The following is an 18,928-nucleotide window of genomic DNA, read 5'->3' as shown; positions in this document are numbered from 1 at the left end:
CAACTACATCGATTACGCCATCAGCGCCCTCGTTTGAGTCGCTTCGCTCTTCGATTCCTCTGGGTCCCTTCCGGGACCCTTTTTTTTGGCCCGATTCCCCCAGCCAGCGGGGGTGGCAGCATTCCCCCAGTCCCTACGTCCCACCTCTGCACGCCCATGGCCGGAGACGGTGAACCGATCAGTGAAGCCGAAGCCCTGGAGCAGTTGCGCCAGACCGAGGACCAGTCTCGCCAGTACTACGCGGCCTGGTGGCTGGGTCGCATGCGCAGCCGGCATCCCGAGGCCGTGCCCCTGCTGCTGGCGGCCCTGCGCCAGCGCCAGCCAAGGGATGTGGGCGCCGGGGTGGAACACAACGCCGTGGCCCGCAATGCCGCCCGAGCCCTTGGGAAGATCGCCGATGGGCGGGCGGTGAGCGAGTTGCTGGTGGTGCTCGACGATGCCGACGACGGCCTGCGGGAGGCCGCGGCCCGCTCCCTCGGCGAGCTGCGGGCCACGGCGGCTGTGCCGCTTCTGACCCGCCGCCTGGCCAGCGGGCCCGATGTCGCCGGTGCCCACCGCAGCGACAGCCCCCGCCTGCAGGAACCCTGCGAAGCGATGCTGGAGGCCCTGGGGACGATCGGTGTGGCCGAAGCGGAGGTCCTGGCCGTGATCAAGCCCTTCACCAGCCATGGGCGCCCCCTGGTGCGCAGTGCCGCCTGCCGGGCCCTGCTGCAGCTCACCGGGGAGACGGCCTGGGCCGACGAATTGCTCCAGTTGCTGCAACACCCCCAGCTGCAGGTGCGTCGTGCCGCCCTGATGGATCTGGGGGCGGTGGGATGGCGTCCCGCCCTGGTCCCCATCCAGCGCACCCTGGCCGAGAACAGTCTCAAGCTGATCGCCCTGCGGGGCCTCGTGGAGAACGGCAGCGGCCATGAGGTGGACAGCGATGATGAGGCCGTGCTGATGGCGATGGACGCCCTGCTCTGATGACGGCCGCAAGCGGAGATTCCAGGCTCGCGGCCGATCGCATCCGCGCCTTCGAGCAGGCCGGCAGCGCCGAGGAGCTGGTGGTGGCCACCCGCCGGCTGATCGCCTGCGACGACCCGCTGGCCACCGTGCCCCAGCTGGTCCAGGTGCTGGGCTTCAACAATCCGGGAGCCGCCGTGGCCGCTGTGGATGGGTTGATCGCCCTGGGCCCGGCCGCCGTGGGACCGTTGCTGGCCAATCTCGATGCCCACAATTACGGCGCCCGGGCCTGGGCCGTGCGGGCCCTGGCGGGGATCGGCGACACCCGCGGGCTGGACGTGCTCGAGGACGCCCTGGCCACGGACGTCGGGCCCAGCGTGCGCCGGGCCGCCGCCCGGGGTTTGGGGGCCCTGCGGCTGGAGACCCTGGCCGAGGCGGAACGGCAGGAGGTGCGTGAGCGCTGCCTGGGGGCCCTTGAGAGCGGCCGTGGGGACGGCGAGTGGGTCGTGCGTTACGCCGTGGCGGTGGGCCTCGAGGGCCTGGCCCTACCCCTGCCCCCGGCCCATCCCCAAAGGGATCGGGCCGAGGCAAGCCTGGGGCAACTCCAGGATCCGGAGCGAGAGGACACTCTGGTGGTGCGGCTGCGGGCCGGCGTGGCCCTCAAGCGACTGAACGCCCAATGACCACCCCCGCTGAACCGCCCGCCGCCGCCCTCGCGATGGCACAGCCCACCAGCCTCCTGTTCGTCTGCCTCGGCAACATCTGCCGCTCCCCGGCCGCCGAGGGCGTGTTCCTGCACCTGATCGCCCTCCAGGGCCTGGAGGAGGTCTTCCGGGTGGATTCCGCCGGCACCGGCGACTGGCATGTGGGACGGCCCGCCGACGCGCGCATGCGCGATGCCGCAGCCCGGCGCGGCATCGCCCTGCCCAGCCGGGCCCGCCAGATCACGGCGGACGACCTGGGCCGCTTCGATCACGTGCTGACGATGGATCGGCAGAACCTGACGGCGGTGCGGGGCCTGGCCGGGCCTGGGGCCTCCGCCCAGATCTCCCCCATCTCCCGGTACTGCAGCCGCCACAGCATCGAAGAAGTGCCCGATCCCTACTACGGCGGTGAGGAGGGCTTCGATCGGGTGCTCGACCTGCTGGAGGACGCCTGCGGGGGCTTGCTTGCGGCCCTGATGACTGAACGGGCGGGGGGCTAGGGAGTCCCGGGGCCAGGCCAGGCGTCCTCGGGCACCCGCTCGCGGAACAGATCCACCAGGCGCTGGATCACGGCATCGATGCCCAGGCCGTCGGTGACCAGCTCCACCGCATCAGCCGCCTGCCGCAGGGGGGCCTCGGCCCGGGTGGAATCCAGGCGATCCCGCTCAGCGATCTGGGCTTCCAGTTCCGCCAGGGGCGGCACGGCGAAGCCGCGCTGGGTCAGATCCGCTGCCCGGCGGCGGGCTCGCTCCGCCACCGTGGCGGTGAGGAACACCTTGCACTCCGCCTCCGGGAAGACGGCGGTGCCGATGTCACGCCCTTCTGCCACCAGACCGCCCCGCTGCCCCATGGCCCGCTGCTGCCCGGTGAGGGCCGCCCGCACGCAGGCATGGGCCGCCACGGTGGACACCGCAGCGGTGACCTCGGGCCCCCGGATGGGCTCACTCACATCCTGGCCATTCACCCGCACCCGCTGCTCGCCAACGGCGTCGCTCTCCAGCTGCAGATCAAGGTCGTCCAGCAGGGGGGCGATGGCGGCGGCATCGGCCGGGTCCACACCCTGGTGCAGCACCCACCAGGTGAGGGCCCGGTACATGGCACCGGTATCGAGATAGAGGAGGCCCAGATGGCGGGCGAAGGCCCGGGTCACGGTGCTCTTGCCCGCCCCGGCGGGGCCATCGATGGCAACGATCGGAGGGCGGTTCATCAGGAAGAGATGGTCGATCAAGCGCGTGCTGCCGCAACGGGCGGCCGCGGCAAGCAAGAAAAGGCCGCCGGCGGTGGCGGTCACGGGGCTCAGGGTAGAGGGCTGCACGAGCTGCACGTACTCCACCGCCAGGCCCGCCGCCTCCAGGTCGTGGCGGACTGAAGCGGAGAGCAGCTCCGCGCTGGTGGTGCCGTCACGCCAGAGCGTCTGCGCCGCCCCCAGGGCCGCGGGCAGGGCCGCCGCCTGATCGCGCTCGCTGGCGCTGAGGTAACGATGGCGCGAGCTGCAGGCGAGCCCATCGGCCTCCCGCACCGTGGCGCAGCCCTGCACCGTCAGCGGCAGGGCCAGGTCGGCCACCACACGGCGAAGAATCGTCAGCTGCTGCCAGTCCTTCTCCCCGAGCAGGAGGCGATCGGGGCGCACCAGCGCCAGCAGCCGACAGACCACCGTGGCCACACCCTCGAAATGGCCAGGCCGACCGGGGCCGCACAGGGAATGGCGCAGGGCGGCCGGGGGAACCACGCCGGTGAGCTGGGCCTCACCACCGGGGTACAGCTCCTGCACCGATGGGGCAAACAGGGCCTCGGCACCGGCCGCCTCCCCCAGGGCGGCATCGGCGGCCAGATCCCTGGGGTAACGGTCAAAATCTTCAGCCGGCCCGAACTGAAGTGGATTGACGAAGACGCTGAGCAGCACCGCTGGGCGGCCGGCAGGCACGGCTGCGCAGGCCCGCTGCAGCAGCTGCTGGTGGCCTTGATGCAGGCTGCCCATGGTGGGAACGAAGTGGAGCGGCCGACCGACCTGCTCGCGGCGCCAGTCGTTCAGCTCGGCCAGGGTCTGAAGCAGTTGCACCGGCACAAAAAGAAAGCCCAGCCGCCAGATTGGCGGATGGGCTGGAGGGACACAGGGCGGACCGAACCGCCTGAATGTGTCAGGGGAGCACTTCGAGCTTCACCTGGGCAACGCCGCTGGCGGTGAGGCCCAGTTCCTGGGCAGCTCCGTGGGCCAGGTCGATGACGCGGCTGCCGTGGAACGGACCACGGTCATTGATGCGCACCACGGCGGAACGTCCGTTCCAGAGGTTGGTGACGCGCACCTTGGTGCCGAAAGGCAGGGTGCGGTGGGCGGCGGTGAGGGTGCCGGGACGGAAGACCTCTCCGCTGGCGGTGCGGTTGCCAAAGAAACCGGGGCCGTACCAGCTGGCCTGACCGGTGGTGACACGACCGGCGGAGGCGATCAGGTTGCTCGCCGTGGGCACGGTGCGGATCTCTTCGACGAACCGATCCCAGGTGGAGGGAAAGTCGGCGGGGCGGATGGCAACGGAACTCCCAGGGGCCTGCTGGGCAGTAAGGGAGCCGGCCTGGGCCGGAGCGATGCTGCTGGTGAAGAGGAGGGCGGCGGCGCCCAGGAGTTGAGTGACTCGCATGACAAGCGGAAGACACTGGCTGAGCAAGACATCGAGGAACGACGTTCCTGATGACTGCATTCGGGCGTTGACGACAACCAGACCTGAAGCGGTGGTGACTGAGTCGAACGCGGCCGAAATGGCCTGGCGAATTCCTAAGAGAAAATGACGACCCCGGAAAACTATCCGAACTGCACAGGGCTCAAATGCGCTGCAGACAGGCCTCAGGACCGATCAGTTTTCTTCATCTTTGCCACCCCTCCAGGCGTCCACTGGCCTGACTGGCCCACCGGCGCTAGCGAAACATCAGTGGATTTGATCAATGGCATAAGTCCAGGCGATGGGAGCGTGGGCCAATCGGTCAATCGTCCATGCCCAGGGTTCTCCAGGCGCCTCCCGCGGCCCCATGCCGATGCAGGATCGGTGCAGCGCTGACCCTTGCCCCATGGACTACCGCTCTGCCGGCGTGGACGTCGCCGCCGGCCGCGCCTTCGTGGAACGCATCCGAACCAGTGTCGAGACGACCCGGCGGCCGGAGGTGGTCGGGGGACTGGGAGGCTTCGGCGGGCTCTGCCGCCTGCCGGCCGGGATGAAACGCCCCCTGCTGGTGGCCGGCACCGATGGGGTGGGCACCAAGCTCGACCTCGCCCAGGCCCATGGCGGCCACCACGGCGTGGGCATCGACCTGGTGGCCATGTGCGTCAACGACGTGATCACCAGCGGCGCGGAACCACTCTTCTTCCTGGATTACATCGCCACCGGCAAGCTCGGCCCCGAGGCCATGGCCGAGGTGGTGGAAGGCATCGCCGATGGTTGCCGCCAGAGCGGCTGCGCCCTGCTGGGGGGCGAAACCGCCGAGATGCCGGGCTTCTACGGCGCCGGCCGCTACGACCTGGCCGGGTTCTGTGTGGCGGTGGTGGAGGAGGAGGAACGGATCGACGGCGCCCGCGTAAACCTGGGTGACCGGATCGTGGCGGTGGCCAGCAGCGGCGTCCACAGCAATGGTTTCAGCCTGGTGCGGCGCATCCTGGAGGCCGAAGCGGTCGACACCGCCACCCTGTTGCCGGCAACCGGGCAAGGACTGATCGAAGCCCTGCTGACCCCGACACTGCTGTATGCCTCGCTGGTGAAGGACCTGCGCCGATCGGGGCTGCCGCTCCATGCCATGGCCCACATCACCGGCGGCGGCTTGCCGGAGAACCTGCCCCGCTGCCTGCCCGCGGGGGTCCATGCGGTGGTGGACCCCGACAGCTGGGAGCGTCCGCCCCTGTTCCGCTGGCTGCAGGAGCGGGGCCAGGTGCCGGAGGTTGATCTCTGGAACACCTTCAACCTGGGGGTCGGTTTCTGCCTGGTGGTTCCAGCAGAAGCCTCCCCTGGCATCATCGATCTCTGCCGTTCCTCGGGCCATCAGGCCTGGGAGCTCGGCAGCATCGCGGCGGGCGAGCCGGGGGAGCACCCCCTGGCCGGATTGCCGCACTGAGGCGCCAGCGGCCCCCATCCACCGCTTTCCCTAAGGTCGTGGGCGTCATTACCGCCACAACCAGTCCCCCACGCGCTCCCAACACGTTCAAAAGATTTCGCTGCCCGATGTTCGATACGTCCAGACGCATCACCCGCCGCCGTAGTTCCGCCGGCCCGATTCCTCCCCAGCGGCCCCAGCAGCCTCGTCCCCGTCTGCGGGACGGTGGGGCCCCAGTGCAGCGGGAAGGCACGGGCGGCCAGCGCCCCACCTTTCTGACCCTGCGGGACCACGGCAAGGTCTATGTGGCCGACCTGCCCCGCCTGTCCGATGGCCAGCTCACCCATATTAATAAGGAAGCCCAGGACGTCCTCGACAGCCTCAACCGCCGCCTGCAGGAGCTGGAGGCCCAGACCTTCCTGAGCGAGGCCGACCAGGACACCCGCATCCGGGCCACCACCAAACGGGACATCACCCAGCGGTTCCTCAACTCGATCGCCCAGGAGCAGGAACTGCGGCGCTCCAACCCGGCGCTGCGGGCGGCCGCGGGCGAATCCCTCTCCCGCGCCTTCCTGGAACTGGCTCGTCACCGGCTGCCTGGCTCCACCTTCGATTCCCTGCTGCAGGAGGCCCTCAGTGCCTGCGGCCCGGGAGAAGACGGCGCCCTCGCCGGCGAAACGGCCGACCCCCAGGTGGTGAGGCTGCTGCAGCGGGCCGAGGCCCCCCAGCCACGGCCAGCGGCCCTGCCGGTGGTGCTGAGTCCCGATCCGGCCGACGCCCTCAGCGCCTGAGGCCCTCAGCCGCTCTGGAACGGGTTGGCCGGCATGCGCCCCTCGCACCGCTGCGCCACCCGGTCCAGATCCCGTCGTTCCCCGTCGTCCAGGCACCAGCTGGCGGCCGCGGCCGCCGCGTCGGCCTGATCAGCACGGCGCAACCCCACCAGGGGAATGGCGCCGTGGGCCCGGCACCAGTTGATGGCCACCGCCGCCATGGGGGCCCCGTGGGCATGGGCGATCCGCTCCATGGTCTGCAGCAGGGGCTGGATGCGGGGCTGCAGCCGGCGGAACAGCAGGCCCCGCGGTCCCGCCGGCAGTCCCTGGCCCTCCCCTGGTGGCCGGCCCAGCAGACCGAGGGCCAGGGGGCTGTAGGCCAGCAAGTCAATGCCCAGCTCCCGGCAGACCGATGCCACCCCATCGGCCGCAAGGGCCTCGGGCGCCAGCAGCGAGAGCTGCACCTGCAGGCTGGACAGCCGCAATCCCCGCCGGGCCAGCTGCCCATGCACCAGGCGCAACCGGCGTGGGCCCAGGTTGGACACCCCCAGGCTGCCCACCCGGCCCTGCTCGAGCAGATCCGCCAGCCCCTCCAGCAGGGGCCCCTCCTGCCAGGGGGCGTAGCGGGCCGTGCTCCAGTGCAGCTGGACCCTGTCCAGATGGCCCCTCAACCGCCGCCGGGAGGCTTCGAAGGCCCGCTCGAATCCACGGCAGCCCAGTCGCCAGGGGAAAGGGGCCAGCTTGGTGGCCACGGTGAGGCCCTGGCGCCGGGCCGGCGGCAGGTCGGCGACGAAGTCGCCCAGCAGCGACTCGCTGCGCCCCCCGAAGCGGCCGGTGCCGTAGGAATCGGCCGTGTCGAACAGGGTCAGCCCCAGATCCACCGCCCGGCGAAAACAGGCGGCCAGCTCCGCGTCCTGGGCCGGGTCGTAGCCCCAGAGAAACTGGTTGCCCCAGGCCCAGGTGCCCACCCCGATCCCGGGGGCAGCTGACGGCCCGGGCGCGGACACGGGGGTGGCAGGGTCGGCCCAGACGATCGCGGCACTCTCACGCTGTTGCCATGATCGGACCGAACCGTCCCCAGGGGGCATGCAATGACCACCCAACCGGGCGTCCGGCCGCCACGGCCCACCGCCGGCGCGGGCGCCAGCATCCAGCTGGCCACCGGCAGCGCGCCAGCTGCGCCCAGCCCCGAGCCGGTGCTCTGCGGCCATTGCGGCCGCACGGCCAGCAACGGGATCAGCTGCCAGGGGATCTGCGTCGCCGACTCGGGCTATTGAAGCGGCGGCGTTGCCGCGGATGGCCGTCGGGCCTGGTGCTGCTGCTGGCCCTCACTGGCCCGTGGGCGCCCCTGGAGGGCCAGGAGCTGCCGGGCGAGGATTTCGGCCGCTGGGAAGGGGGCCTGCGGCGCTGCCGCATCGTCAGCAGCTCCAGCCAGGCCTCGCCTCAGCAGCCCATCAGCTGCAGATTGCTGCGGCTGGATCAGCAGATGGAGGGACTGCTCACCGTCCGGTTTCTGCAGCCGGGCGGCAACGGCGCCTTTATTGATCGCCAGTTGGTCTTCGCCGGGGTGCTGGCGGAAGGCTCCAGGGGCATGCAATGCCAGGCAAGCCGCTGCGAGCCGCGCTGGCCCCTGCGACTGCGGGTGAGCGCCGTGGGCCAGGCGGGCTTCGGCGAGGCCACGACGAGCCTGGGGCTGACCAGGGCCCAGCTCGCCAGCGGCCACTGCCATCTGGATGGACGCGCCTTCCGCTGCGAGGCCGTCGGCCCAGACGGCCAGCGATGGCAGGCGGAAGCCTCTCCCTGAGCGGCCTTCGAACCGGGCGCAAGGGAAATGACGATCGGCAACGAACGCCACAGACAACCCTGAACCTCTTCAGGTTCTCTTTATTATTCGTTCGTTCGGGTGACGGTCATGCCCCAGTCCACATCGCTGCTGGCCCTCGTGGGCGTCGTGGGCTTCGCCCTGATCTCCTTGCTCCTGGGCGTCCTTCCCTGAGCCGACGCGAGTGGACGGAAGGACGTCGCCGCTAGGGTGCCGCCACCCACTATCCGGCATGTCGACCAAGGACGCCTTCACGCGCATCTACCAACACGACACCTGGGGAGGAGGCTCCGGCCAGGGGTCCAGACCTGAGTTCAACGGCGAGTACATCGCCACCCTGCAGCGCTTTCTGCGGCTCAATCACATCCGCAGCGTCGTCGATTTCGGCTGTGGCGACTGGCAGTTCTCCCGGCTGATCCACTGGGGTGACATCACCTACACCGGGATTGACATCGTCGACTCCGTGGTGGCCGCCAACAGTGACCTCCACGCCAGCGACTCGATTCGCTTCCAGCTGTTTGAGGACCTGGCCAGCCTGCCGCCCGCTGATCTGATTCTGGTGAAGGATGTGCTGCAACACCTTCCCAACCATTTGGTGCGGGAGTATCTCGACCATTTCAAGGCCCACTACCGCTGGCTGATCATCACCAACGACGATCTGCCCCACTCGGAACTCAACCAGGACATCGAGGCGGGCGCCTGGCGGCCGCTGCGTCTGGACCTGCCCCCCTTTGAGGAGCACTGCTCCACCCTGGCCCAGTGGGTGGTGCTCACCGAAACCTCGATGAGCCTGCACAGGAAACGGGCTGAACTGATCCTGGGAGCAGGAGCACGTCAGCCTCAGCTAAAGCCTGGAATGCAGCAGGGTTGAATCCAGGCCAAGCCTTCACCCAGCAGCGGCAGTATCACCAGTTGCCGACCCTCTTGAGGGCGGTGTAGTACTCGATGATGGCGTCTTCGAGAATCGCCGTGGGTGTGGAAGGTAGCTGAATTCTTTCGCGATAGGCCTGGATCTTTTCAATCATCTCCAGGCAGTCTTCGCTGAGCAGCGCCACGAACGGATCCGGCTCTTCCGTGGAGTTGGCTCCCACCTCAGTCCTCATTGGCAAGTCCATTTCAGTCTGCCACCGATGGGCGGCCATTGGGCCGTGACTCCTGCGCGGAATGGCGAGCAGGAGCGCGCCTGTTGTTGCAGAGGCGGCACCCAGATTCGAACTGGGGATAAAGGATTTGCAATCCTCTGCCTTACCACTTGGCCATGCCGCCTGCCGGGGAGCAAACTCCCCGCAGCGGATCGTATCAGCCATGGCATGTGCACCCCCCGTCTGCTGGTTCTGAGCAACGGCCACGGGGAGGACCTGATCGCCCTGCGGCTGATCGAGGCCCTGCGGCACCAGGCCCCCGACCTGGAGGTGCGGGTGTTGCCCCTGGTGGGGATGGGCCAGGCCTATGCCGGCGCCGAAGCGGCCGGGGAGCTGCAGCGGGTCGGGCCGCGACAGCCGCTGCCCAGCGGCGGCTTCAGCAACCAGAGCCTGCGGGGACTGCTGAACGATCTGGCCGCCGGGCTGCCGCTGCTGAGCTGGCGTCAGTGGCGGATCGTGCGGCGCTGGGGAAGGCAGGGTCTGCCGATCCTGGCCGTGGGCGACCTGCTGCCCCTGCTGCTGGCCTGGGCGGGTGGCGGTCCGTACGGCTTTCTGGGCACCCCGAAGAGCGACCACACCTGGGCCACGCCGCCTCCGCCGGGATGGGGCCGCTCCCCCCTGGCCGATGGGTACCACCGGGCCAAGGGCAGCGAATGGGATCCCTGGGAGTGGGCCCTGATGGGCCACCGCCGCTGCCAACTGGTGGCGGTGCGCGATCGCCTCACCGCCTGGGGACTGCGCCGCCATGGGGTCCAGGCCCTCGCCCCGGGCAACCCGATGATGGATGGCTTCACCGCCCCTGGGCCCCTGCCGGCCTGGCTGCAGGGGCGGCGCCGTCTGCTGCTGCTGCCGGGCAGCCGCCTGCCCGAGGCCCTGGGCAACCTGCGCGGCCTGCTCGCCGCCCTGCCGTCCGCCAGCGCGACCCAGCCGATCAGTGTGCTGCTGGCCTGCAGCTCCCGCCCCAGTGATGCCGAGCTGGCCGCCCCGCTGGCTGCGGCTGGATTCACCCCGGCGGCAGCACCGCCGGGCTCCGGTGCCTCGGCCCTCTGGCGGCGCGGCCCACTGGAGTTGCTGGTGGGTCCGGGCCGGTTCGCGGCCTGGGCGCCGCTGGCGGAGCTGGGGTTGGCCACCGCCGGCACGGCCACCGAGCAGTTGGTGGGTCTGGGGGTGCCGGCCCTGTCGCTGCCAGGTCCCGGCCCCCAGTTCAAGGCCGGCTTCGCCCGCCGCCAGAGCCGGCTCCTGGGGGGAGCGGTGCAGCCGTGCCGGGACAGCGGCGAGCTGCAGCGGCGGTTGATCGCCCTGCTCAACGACGACGGGGAGCGGGTCCGGCTGGGCCGCATCGGCCGGCGGCGCATGGGACCGGCCGGTGGCAGCGCGCGGCTGGCAGCCCTGATCCTCGAGCGCCTGCTGCCGGGGTAGGGGGATGATGGGCTCGACCGCCCCCTCCTCCCCCGCACCGATGCCCGGCATCCCCGACCGCAGCTTCAACGCCGCCTGCGGTCATCTGGCCACCCAGCTGGGCATCAGCCTGGCGGCGGCCCGCCGGCGGGTGGAGATCCTGGCGGCCAAGGAGGGCCTGCGGGACACGGCCGCCAAGCTGGCCCTGGCGGAACGCCTGCTGGAGGAAACCAGAGCCAGCGGCCTCGACCGGGGCCAGTTGTTCGACGGCCAGCTGCGCTCGGTGGGCGAGGACGACCTGTTCATGATCGAGGACTGAGCAGCCCGGCTTGCCGCACCAGCGCTCCCCGACTCAGTGCTCGAAGACCTGGTGGAACCGCTGCCGGTCGAGGGCGGCGAACACCGGCACGCAGGCGAAACAGCGGCGGGCCAGCTCCCAGCGCTCCTCCCGGCGCAGCATCACCTCCAGCCGGTCGCGGGCGGCCAGCAGCCAGCGCACGTCTCCGGCGGCGTAGGCCAGCTGGGTGTCGCTGAGCTCCTCCACCCGGCCCCAGTCGGAACTCTGGGCCTGCTTGTCGAGCTCCACCCCCACCAGCTCGTTGACCACGTCCTTGAGGCCGTGGCGCGGGGCGTAGGTGCGGGCCAGGCGGCTGGCGACCTTGGTGCAGAAGATGGGGTCCACGGCGATGCCGAGGTTCTCCGCCAGCGCCGCCACATCGAAGCGGGCGAAGTGGAACACCTTCTCGATCGCCGGGTTCTCGCAGAGGGCCTTCAGCCGCGGCGCCTGCGTCTGCCCCCGCGCCAGCCGGATGCAGCAGACGTTGTCGGCGTCATCGCAGATCTGCACCAGGCAGAGGCGGTCGCGCCCATGGATCAGTCCCATGGCCTCGGTGTCGATCGCCAGAGCCCGGGCTTCTCCGTAGAGCTCCTGCCAGGTGGCGTCGAGGTCGTGGTCGAAGACGGCGAAACGGGCCGCCGGTCCGGGGCTGGCGCTGACGCTGGCAGGGGTCTGGGCCATCGTGGGGCAGGGGTTTTGCGGCCATCGTGGCCCAGCACGGACGCCGGCCAGGCCAGTCGGGCCAGAATGGGGGCCGCCAAGGCTCTGCCCCCATGCCCACCCTGGGTTCCACCCTCCTGCTCACCCTGCTGATGGCCATCGGCCTGGTCTTCTTCCTGAGGGCCGCCAGCAAGGACCGCACCACGGTGGTGGACGTCCACTCCCCCCAGCCGCCGGTGCAGGTGCTCGAGGGCCTCTCCAACTGGCTCACGGCCCGGGGCTGGCAGACCGAAACCGGCGACCCCGAGCGACAACTGCTGCGCTTCCGCGGCCAGGTGCGCTCCAGCCTGCCCCTCGCGCTGCTGCTCTCGCTGCTGGGCAGCGTGGGGGCCGCCTGCCTGGGCCTGGTGCTGCGCCAGGTGCTTCCCTCCCTCGGCTGGTGGCCCCTGCTGCTGGCCCTGGCCGGTCCGATGGCGGGTGTCGTCTACAGCCGGCGGGCGGCCAGGCCCGAGAGCCTGGAGCTGCGCCTGATGGACGGGGACAGCAGCGGCGGCAGCACCCTGCGCCTGCGCGCCCACCGCGACGAACTGATCGCCATCGAGCTGGAGCTCGGCGCCGACCTCCAGCTGGCCAGCGACGGCTCCCTGCTCTCCTCCCCGATCTGAGCCGATGCGTTGCCGTTCTGCCGCCTGGTTGGTGGCTCCAGCCCTTCTGTTCAGCAGCCTTGCCGACATGCCGGCGCCCGCCCGCGGCGCCGAGGCCTCAGCCTTGGGCGGCCAGCTCGGGACATCAGCCCCGTCGCTGGCCGGCACCGATCCGATCACCGGCCCCCGCAGCCACCTGAACCGGGACTGGATCGGCCTCCGCCCCGTCGAAGCGGACACCCCCATCCTGGTGCTCGCCGGGCATGCCGATTCCCAGGGGATCGCGGGGTCCGGCACCAGCGGCGCCGCGGTGGCCGCCGGGGCTCCGCCGATGGTCCCAGGCATCAGCGACGAGCTCTACTGGAACATGGTCGTCGCCGAGGCGGTGGTGGCCCTGGGGCAGCAGCGGGGGCTGCGCATCAGCACCTACCGCCCCCCCTTCCGCACGATCAGCGACGGCGACCACCCCAGCACCAACTGGAGCGTGGGCCGTCAGCACGCCGCCAGCGGCGGCTATGCCCTGGAGATCCACTTCGATGCCTGGGGACCCGACGGCGTCGGATCAGGGCTGATCCCGCCGCTGCATCGGCCTTTCGGCCGTCTCGACGAAAGCCTGGCTGAGGCCTTCGGTGGCTTCCCCATGGCCTTCCGTGGCGGCCTGGGGGGACCCAGGCGCGGCATCGCCCTGCTGGAGGTGGGCAAGCTGGAAGGCCGGCTGGAGCGCTCCCTGCGCAACCCCGCCACCCGCCCCGAGACGGTGATGGCCATCGCCAGCAGGATCGTCACGGCCCTCGAAGTCGGCCTGGGCCGCAGCCCCACCACCACCCCCCAGCCGCTCAGCCCACAGCCTGGTGGGGTCGGCAGCGCTCCTCCAGGGAAGGGTCTTCAAGCCAGTTCTGGGGGCGAGTGAACAGGTCGGTCAGCAGGGCCTCCCGGCTGCCTTCAGCGGCCGTGTAGCCGTACTCCCAGCGCACCAGGGGCGGCAGCGACATCAGGATCGATTCGGTGCGGCCGTTGGTCTGCAGGCCGAAAATCGTGCCGCGGTCGAACACCAGGTTGAACTCCACGTAGCGGCCGCGGCGGTAGAGCTGGAACTGGCGCTCCACCTCTCCCCAGGGCAGCCCATGGCGGCGCTCCACGATCGGCACGTAGCTCGGCAGGAAGGCGTTGCCGCAGGCCGAGGCCAGGGCAAACAACTGCTCCCAGTCCTGGTGCAGGGGGCCGACGGCCGTGCTGGCCGCCGCCGCCGGCCCCTCGGGGTCGCCACCTTTGTAGAGCACCCCGCCGGGGTCCTGGTAGTCGTAGAAGATGCCGCCCACCCCGCGGGTCTCGCCGCGGTGCTTCAGGAAGAAGTATTCATCGCACCAGGGCTTGAACACCTGGTAGTAGGCGGGATCCACCCGATCACAGGCCCCCTTGAGGGTGCGATGGAAGTGGCGGGCATCCTCCAGGAAGGGGTAGTAGGGGGTGAGGTCAGCGCCGCCGCCGAACCACCACACCGGTCCGGCCTCGAAGTAGCGGTAGTTGAGGTGCACCGTGGGCACGTAGGGACTGCGGGGGTGCAGCACCATCGAGGTGCCGGTGGCGAACCAGCGGTGGCCCTCCGCTTCGGGGCGCTGGGACAGGATCGAGGGGGGCAGGCGCTCCCCCTCCACTTCGGAGAAGTTGACGCCGCCCTGCTCGAACACCCGGCCGTCCTTCATCACCCGGGAGCGGCCACCGCCGCCCTCCGGCCGCTCCCAGCTCTGCTCCTCGAAGTCGGCCCCGCCATCGAGGCTCGCCAGGCCGGCACAGATCGAATCCTGCAGGCCCATCAGCAGGGCCTTGGCGCGGCTGCGGGAATCGGCAGGTGGCATCTCCATGGAACGGCAGCGCGGCGGGCGCGGAACATCCGCACACCTTTTCAGCCCGTCGGGGGGTCCCACAAGGGGTCGAGAGTCTCTGTCACGGGCTGAGGAAGTTCCGGGCGGCCGCCACCGGGGGGCCTCCGAGGGGCCTCCGGGGGGCCCCTGCCGGCCCGACCGCCCCGGGGCACGGCCCCTAGGATCCCGTCTCAGAACACCCGAGACGTCGACGAATGGCCAGCGCCGACACCCTATTGAAGGCGCTGCAGCCGCTCCGCGATGCCGGCAGCGGCCGCAGCCTGGTGGAGCTCGGCTGGATCAGCGACCTGCGTCACCAGGGCAGCCGGGCGGTGTTTCGCCTCGCCCTGCCCGGCTTCGCCGCGAGCCAGCGTGAGCGCATCGCCGCTGAGGCCCGCAGCGCCCTGCTGGCCGTGGAGGGCATCAACGACGTCCAGATCGAACTGGCCCAGCCCGCCGCCGCCCCCTCCTCGGGGCCGATTGGCGCCGCCGGCCATGGCCCGGGGGGGGGGCAGCTGCCGGAACGGCAGGGCATCCCAGGCGTGCGCCAGGTGATCGCCGTCAGCAGCGGCAAAGGTGGCGTCGGCAAGAGCACCGTGGCGGTCAACCTGGCCTGTGCCCTGGCGGCCTCGGGCCTGCGGGTGGGCCTGCTCGATGCCGACATCTACGGGCCCAATGCCCCCACCATGCTCGGCGTGGCCGACCGCAGTCCCCAGGTGACGGGCAGCGGCAACGACCAGGTGCTGGAGCCGATCGAGAGCTGCGGCATCGTGATGGTGTCCATGGGCCTGCTGATCCAGGAGAACCAGCCGGTGGTCTGGCGCGGCCCGATGCTCAACGGCATCATCCGCCAGTTTCTTTATCAGGTGAACTGGGGCGAGCGCGACGTGCTGGTGGTGGATCTGCCGCCCGGCACCGGTGACGCCCAGCTCACCCTGGCCCAGGCCGTGCCCATGGCCGGGGTGGTGATCGTCACCACCCCCCAGCAGGTGTCGCTGCAGGATGCCCGCCGCGGCCTGGCGATGTTCCTGCAGATGGGGGTGCCGGTGCTGGGGGTCGTGGAGAACATGACCGCCTTCATCCCCCCCGATCTGCCTGATCGCCGCTACGCCCTGTTCGGCAGCGGTGGCGGCCGGTTGCTGGCCGATGAGGCGGATGTCCCGCTGCTGGCCCAGCTGCCGATGGAGATGCCCGTTCTCGAGGGCGGAGAGAGCGGCCGGCCGGTGGTGCTCTCGGCACCCAGCTCCGCCAGCGGCCGTGCCTTCACCGAGCTGGCCGAGCGGCTGAGCGCCAGCTGCGCCCTCAGCCCGGCCCTCGCCTGAAGCGATGGCGGTTCTCAGCCCCCGGCGCGGTGGGTTCGCCGCCAAGGGGGCGAAGCGGCGTGGCCTCGGCTTCGATCCGATTCTTTGGGGCATCCCGATCGCCCTCACCCTGCTGGCGGGAATCCTGATCGCCAGCACCCAGCGCCAGCAGGCCACCACCGACTGGTACCAGCACTGGGTCACCGCGGCGGTGGGGATGGTCGTGGCCGTGTTGTTGTCCCGCGTGCCGCTGCAGCGGATCGCCCGCTTCCAGTGGCCGATCTACATCCTGATGGTCGCGAGTCTGATCGCGGTGCGGATCATCGGGGTCAGCGCCCTTGGGGCCCAGAGCTGGATCAACATCGGCGGCTTCTATGTGCAGCCGTCGGAGTTCGCCAAGGTGGCGGCCATCCTGCTGCTGGCGGGCGTGCTGTCGAAGTACCCGGTGGAACGGCCGATCGATCTGCTGCGGCCGGTGGGGATGATTAGCGTGCCCTGGCTGCTGGTGTTCGTGCAGCCCGATCTGGGCTCGTCACTGGTCTTCGGTGCGGTGCTGCTGGTGATGCTGTTCTGGTCGGGCATGCCTGCCACCTGGCTGCTGCTGCTGCTCTCACCGCTGTTCACGGCGATCATCGCCGGCACCGTGCCCTGGCTGCTGGTGGGCTGGATCCCCCTGATGGGCTGGGTGGCCTGGCGCTCCCTGCCCTGGAAGGGCATCGGCCTGGCGCTGGTGCTGGCCGTCCAGGGACTGTTCGCCGTGGGGACCCCCTGGCTGTGGGAACACGGGCTGCGGCCCCACCAGCGGGCCCGGCTCACCCTGTTCCTCGATCCGGCCCAGGATCCCCTCGGCGGTGGTTACCACCTGCTGCAGAGCACCGTGGGCATCGGCTCCGGCCAGCTCTGGGGCACCGGCCTGATGAACGGATCGCTCACCAAGCTGCGCTTCATCCCTGAGCAGCACACCGATTTCATCTTCAGTGCCCTGGGGGAGGAGACCGGGTTCATCGGCTCGATGCTGGTGGTGGTGGGCTTTGTGGTGCTGATCTGGCGCCTGCTGCAGATCGCCGGCCGGGCCGGCAGCGACTACGAATCGCTCGTGGTGGTGGGCATCGGCGCCATGCTGATGTTCCAGGTGGTGGTGAACGTCAACATGACCATCGGTCTCGGACCCATCACCGGCATTCCCCTGCCCTTCCTGAGCTACGGCCGTTCGGCCATGCTCGTCAACTGCATCAGCCTCGGGCTCTGCGCCTCCGTGGCCAGGCACAGCCGCAGCCAGCGGCGATGGTGGTGAGCCTGGGGGAACTGCGTTCATTGCTGGCGGAGGGGGTGCCGGCGGGGCGGGGGGACGAGGACAGCGTCAGGCGCCAGTGGTGGGCCGCCCTGGCCACCGTGCAGGAAGATCTGCTCGGAACCGCCCCACCCCAGCCCGGCGTCTGGCTGGCGGCGCCCCTGCCGGCCCTCTACGAGCCCGCCCTTCTGGAGTGGCTGGACGGCTGGGTCTGGACCCCGGTGGAGGTGGGCAACCTGATGCCATCGGGGCTGCCGCTGCTGCCCGGTCTGCCGCCCCCCCCGGGGACCGCCCCCCGGGGCACGGCCGGCCGGCCCGGGGGCTTTCAGCGCCTCAGCCTGCGCGAAGAGGACGGCACCGATCCGCTGCTGGTGCTGATCACGCCGGTGCTGCAGGTGGCCCTGGCCCTCGATGGCCCGCCGCAGGCGCGCCGGCTGGTGGTGCGCTTCGAAGCCGCGATCCTGTCGGCTGCCCTGGAGCTGCTCGATCGCCGCCTGGCCCAGGACGATCCGACGGCGGGTCTGGGGCTGCGCCGCCGGCTGCAGCTGCTGGGTCCGCTCCGCAACGCCCCCGACCTGGGCACCCGCTTCTGGCCCCTGCTGGCCCAGCGGCTGGCGGCGATGGCCCCCAGCGTCACCCTGCAGCCGCTGGTGCACGGGGAGAAACGCAGCGAGGGCAACGGCAACGACGCCGTCAGCAGCGAGCTGGCCCTGCTCGAAGCCCTCACCCACGAGGTGCGCACCCCTCTGGCCACGATCCGCACCCTGATCCGCTCCCTGCTGCGCCGCACCGATCTGCCGGCGGTGGTGCGCCAGCGGCTGGAGCAGATCGATGGCGAGTGCAGCGAACAGATCGACCGCTTCGGACTGATCTTCCTGGCGGCGGAACTGCAGCGCCAGCCCGGCAGCGGCCAGCCTCTGAGCGCCAGTGAACTGGCCCGGACGGACCTGAGCCGACTGCTGCTTCAGCTGGAGGCGCTGTGGCAACGCCAGCTGGGCCGGCGTGATCTCAAGCTGGTTCTGGAGATCGCCGCCGACCTGCCGCCGGTGATGAGCGACCCCAGCCGGCTGGAAACCATGCTCGGCGGACTGATCGACCGGTTCAGCCGCAGCCTGCCCAGCGGCAGCGAGGTGCGGCTGCGGCTGCTGCCGGCGGGGTCGCGGTTGAAACTGCAGCTCAGCAGCGACGACCCCGAAAGCCGGGACGCCGATGGGCTGGCGGCCGCCGTGCCGATGCCGGTGGGGCCGGTGCTGAGCTGGAACCCCGAAACCGGCAGCCTGCAGCTCAGCCGCCAGGCCACCCAGCGGCTCTTCCATCGCCTGGGGGGCCGGCTGACCGAGCGAGGCGGCAGCAACCTGACCGTGTTCTTCCCGGCCGCCGAGCGCAGCGGCTGAGGGGATGGGCCCCGGGTGGGCCGGGTTTGTTGACGGGTGTGAAGAGTCCGGCGGGCGCGCCGGAAAGGCGAAAAACACGGTGCTAGTTTCCGCCTGAAACGGTCTGCAAGTCATGCCTGATACGGCCCTCCACGGTCAACTTCCGAAGTCCATCGGCAGCACCGGTGGCTTGCTGAACTCGGCCGAAACCGAGGAGAAGTACGCCATCACCTGGAGCAGCTCCAAGGCCCAGGCGTTCGAACTCCCCACCGGCGGTGCCGCGGAGATGAACGAAGGCGACAACCTCATGTACTTCGCCCGCAAGGAGCAGTGCCTGGCCCTCGGCACCCAGCTGCGCACCAAGTTCAAGCCCCGGATCGAGGACTACAAGATCTACCGGATCTACCCCGGCGGCGACACCGAATTCCTGCATCCCAAGGACGGCGTCTTCCCCGAGAAGGTCAACGAAGGCCGCGCCATGGTGGGCCACACCCCCCGCAGCATCGGCGCCAACCCCAACCCTGCCAGCCTCAAGTTCAGCGGCAAGGAAACCCACGAAGCCTGATCCGCATCGGCCAGCACCTATAACGGCGGGGCCGAGAGCCCCG

The 18,928-nt window shown here is 70.5% G+C and carries 22 protein-coding genes and 1 tRNA gene; 16 read left to right on the top strand and 7 right to left on the bottom strand.

The genetic code is table 11. The features are described 5' to 3' along the window. Positions 1-156: 156 nt before the first annotated feature. The 3 genes from KUG43_RS15910 to KUG43_RS15900 are packed head-to-tail and all read left to right on the top strand — an operon-like array spanning position 157 to position 2,149. The gene (locus KUG43_RS15910) at positions 157-966 is read left to right on the top strand and encodes a HEAT repeat domain-containing protein (RefSeq protein WP_216910686.1); all 810 of its coding nucleotides are present in this window, start codon (positions 157-159) and stop codon (positions 964-966) included. After that, the gene (gene cpcF, locus KUG43_RS15905; RefSeq protein ID WP_216910684.1) at positions 966-1,628 is read left to right on the top strand and encodes a C-phycocyanin alpha-cysteine-84 phycocyanobilin lyase subunit CpcF; all 663 of its coding nucleotides are present in this window, start codon (positions 966-968) and stop codon (positions 1,626-1,628) included. Before KUG43_RS15910 ends, cpcF begins: the two co-directional genes overlap by 1 nt. Continuing rightward, positions 1,625-2,149, top strand: coding sequence for a low molecular weight protein-tyrosine-phosphatase (locus KUG43_RS15900; protein WP_286194881.1), 525 nt, complete (start codon positions 1,625-1,627; stop codon positions 2,147-2,149). The genes cpcF and KUG43_RS15900 overlap by 4 nt, the downstream gene beginning before the upstream one ends. On the opposite strand, the gene KUG43_RS15895 is transcribed toward KUG43_RS15900, so the two are convergent. Together KUG43_RS15895 and KUG43_RS15890 are read right to left on the bottom strand one after the other, a co-directional pair. Next, on the bottom strand, positions 2,146-3,708 hold the full coding sequence (locus KUG43_RS15895) for a bifunctional pantoate--beta-alanine ligase/(d)CMP kinase (RefSeq protein ID WP_216910682.1): 1,563 nt from the start codon (positions 3,706-3,708) through the stop codon (positions 2,146-2,148). The two genes, KUG43_RS15900 and KUG43_RS15895, sit on opposite strands and share 4 nt — an antisense overlap. A 79-nt stretch (positions 3,709-3,787) precedes the next feature. Further along, positions 3,788-4,282: a septal ring lytic transglycosylase RlpA family protein gene (locus KUG43_RS15890; RefSeq protein WP_216910680.1), complete on the bottom strand. Its 495-nt coding sequence runs from the start codon at positions 4,280-4,282 to the stop codon at positions 3,788-3,790. A 424-nt stretch (positions 4,283-4,706) separates the two neighbouring features. Here KUG43_RS15890 and purM point away from each other — a divergent pair, with 424 nt between their 5' ends. Then, positions 4,707-5,741, top strand: a complete 1,035-nt coding sequence (gene purM, locus KUG43_RS15885) for a phosphoribosylformylglycinamidine cyclo-ligase (RefSeq protein ID WP_216910678.1) — start codon at positions 4,707-4,709, stop codon at positions 5,739-5,741. Between the two features lie 107 nt (positions 5,742-5,848). Next, entirely contained in the window at positions 5,849-6,511 is a 663-nt protein-coding gene (locus KUG43_RS15880; RefSeq protein WP_216910676.1) for a DUF8655 family protein, read from the top strand. A 5-nt stretch (positions 6,512-6,516) separates the two neighbouring features. Here KUG43_RS15880 and KUG43_RS15875 read toward each other — a convergent pair whose 3' ends face one another. Continuing rightward, positions 6,517-7,497, bottom strand: coding sequence for an aldo/keto reductase (locus KUG43_RS15875; protein ID WP_353618059.1), 981 nt, complete (start codon positions 7,495-7,497; stop codon positions 6,517-6,519). 84 nt (positions 7,498-7,581) lie between these two features. Here KUG43_RS15875 and KUG43_RS15870 point away from each other — a divergent pair, with 84 nt between their 5' ends. The 3 genes from KUG43_RS15870 (at position 7,582) to KUG43_RS15860 (ending at position 9,183) form a co-directional block, all read left to right on the top strand. Then, entirely contained in the window at positions 7,582-7,767 is a 186-nt protein-coding gene (locus tag KUG43_RS15870; protein WP_216910704.1) for a DUF8639 family protein, read from the top strand. Positions 7,768-7,802: 35 nt separating this feature from the next. Continuing rightward, positions 7,803-8,294, top strand: a complete 492-nt coding sequence (locus KUG43_RS15865; RefSeq protein ID WP_216910672.1) for a hypothetical protein — start codon at positions 7,803-7,805, stop codon at positions 8,292-8,294. Positions 8,295-8,544: 250 nt separating this feature from the next. After that, on the top strand, positions 8,545-9,183 hold the full coding sequence (locus tag KUG43_RS15860; protein WP_216910670.1) for a class I SAM-dependent methyltransferase: 639 nt from the start codon (positions 8,545-8,547) through the stop codon (positions 9,181-9,183). A gap of 34 nt (positions 9,184-9,217) precedes the next feature. Here KUG43_RS15860 and KUG43_RS15855 read toward each other — a convergent pair whose 3' ends face one another. Together KUG43_RS15855 and KUG43_RS15850 are read right to left on the bottom strand one after the other, a co-directional pair. Then, entirely contained in the window at positions 9,218-9,454 is a 237-nt protein-coding gene (locus KUG43_RS15855; RefSeq protein ID WP_216910668.1) for a hypothetical protein, read from the bottom strand. Positions 9,455-9,507: 53 nt separating this feature from the next. Further along, a tRNA-Cys gene (locus tag KUG43_RS15850) sits at positions 9,508-9,578 on the bottom strand. A gap of 44 nt (positions 9,579-9,622) precedes the next feature. Between KUG43_RS15850 and KUG43_RS15845 the strand changes: the two genes are divergently transcribed. After that, on the top strand, positions 9,623-10,873 hold the full coding sequence (locus KUG43_RS15845; RefSeq protein ID WP_216910667.1) for a lipid-A-disaccharide synthase-related protein: 1,251 nt from the start codon (positions 9,623-9,625) through the stop codon (positions 10,871-10,873). Positions 10,874-10,913: 40 nt separating this feature from the next. Further along, the gene (locus KUG43_RS15840) at positions 10,914-11,171 is read left to right on the top strand and encodes a DUF8658 family protein (RefSeq protein WP_216910665.1); all 258 of its coding nucleotides are present in this window, start codon (positions 10,914-10,916) and stop codon (positions 11,169-11,171) included. Between the two features lie 33 nt (positions 11,172-11,204). On the opposite strand, the gene KUG43_RS15835 is transcribed toward KUG43_RS15840, so the two are convergent. Next, positions 11,205-11,870, bottom strand: a complete 666-nt coding sequence (locus KUG43_RS15835) for a ribonuclease D (RefSeq protein WP_216910663.1) — start codon at positions 11,868-11,870, stop codon at positions 11,205-11,207. Positions 11,871-11,962: 92 nt separating this feature from the next. Here KUG43_RS15835 and KUG43_RS15830 point away from each other — a divergent pair, with 92 nt between their 5' ends. Beyond that, positions 11,963-12,514 (top strand): cofactor assembly of complex C subunit B, encoded by a 552-nt coding sequence (locus KUG43_RS15830; protein WP_216910661.1) that lies wholly within the window; start codon positions 11,963-11,965, stop codon positions 12,512-12,514. A gap of 4 nt (positions 12,515-12,518) precedes the next feature. Beyond that, positions 12,519-13,403: a dehydrogenase gene (locus tag KUG43_RS15825; protein ID WP_216910659.1), complete on the top strand. Its 885-nt coding sequence runs from the start codon at positions 12,519-12,521 to the stop codon at positions 13,401-13,403. Here the strand turns inward: KUG43_RS15825 and hemF are convergent. Next, positions 13,330-14,355: an oxygen-dependent coproporphyrinogen oxidase gene (hemF, locus tag KUG43_RS15820; protein WP_216910657.1), complete on the bottom strand. Its 1,026-nt coding sequence runs from the start codon at positions 14,353-14,355 to the stop codon at positions 13,330-13,332. The genes KUG43_RS15825 and hemF overlap by 74 nt on opposite strands. A 215-nt stretch (positions 14,356-14,570) precedes the next feature. Here hemF and KUG43_RS15815 point away from each other — a divergent pair, with 215 nt between their 5' ends. The 4 genes from KUG43_RS15815 (at position 14,571) to KUG43_RS15800 (ending at position 18,885) form a co-directional block, all read left to right on the top strand. Further along, positions 14,571-15,677: an Mrp/NBP35 family ATP-binding protein gene (locus KUG43_RS15815; RefSeq protein WP_216910655.1), complete on the top strand. Its 1,107-nt coding sequence runs from the start codon at positions 14,571-14,573 to the stop codon at positions 15,675-15,677. 4 nt (positions 15,678-15,681) lie between these two features. Beyond that, the gene (rodA, locus tag KUG43_RS15810) at positions 15,682-16,950 is read left to right on the top strand and encodes a rod shape-determining protein RodA (RefSeq protein WP_216910653.1); all 1,269 of its coding nucleotides are present in this window, start codon (positions 15,682-15,684) and stop codon (positions 16,948-16,950) included. After that, positions 16,941-18,341 carry a sensor histidine kinase gene (locus tag KUG43_RS15805; protein ID WP_216910651.1) on the top strand — a complete coding sequence of 467 codons (1,401 nt, stop codon included), beginning with the start codon at positions 16,941-16,943 and terminating at the stop codon, positions 18,339-18,341. The genes rodA and KUG43_RS15805 overlap by 10 nt, the downstream gene beginning before the upstream one ends. A gap of 112 nt (positions 18,342-18,453) precedes the next feature. Beyond that, entirely contained in the window at positions 18,454-18,885 is a 432-nt protein-coding gene (locus KUG43_RS15800; protein WP_216910649.1) for a photosystem I reaction center subunit II PsaD, read from the top strand. Positions 18,886-18,928 lie beyond the last annotated feature (43 nt).

Source organism: Synechococcus sp. CCY 0621 (assembly GCF_019038465.1).
GTDB lineage: Bacteria > Cyanobacteriota > Cyanobacteriia > PCC-6307 > Cyanobiaceae > Cyanobium.
Note: the sequence above shows the minus strand (reverse complement) of the source record. Positions and strands in the feature narration are given on the sequence as shown.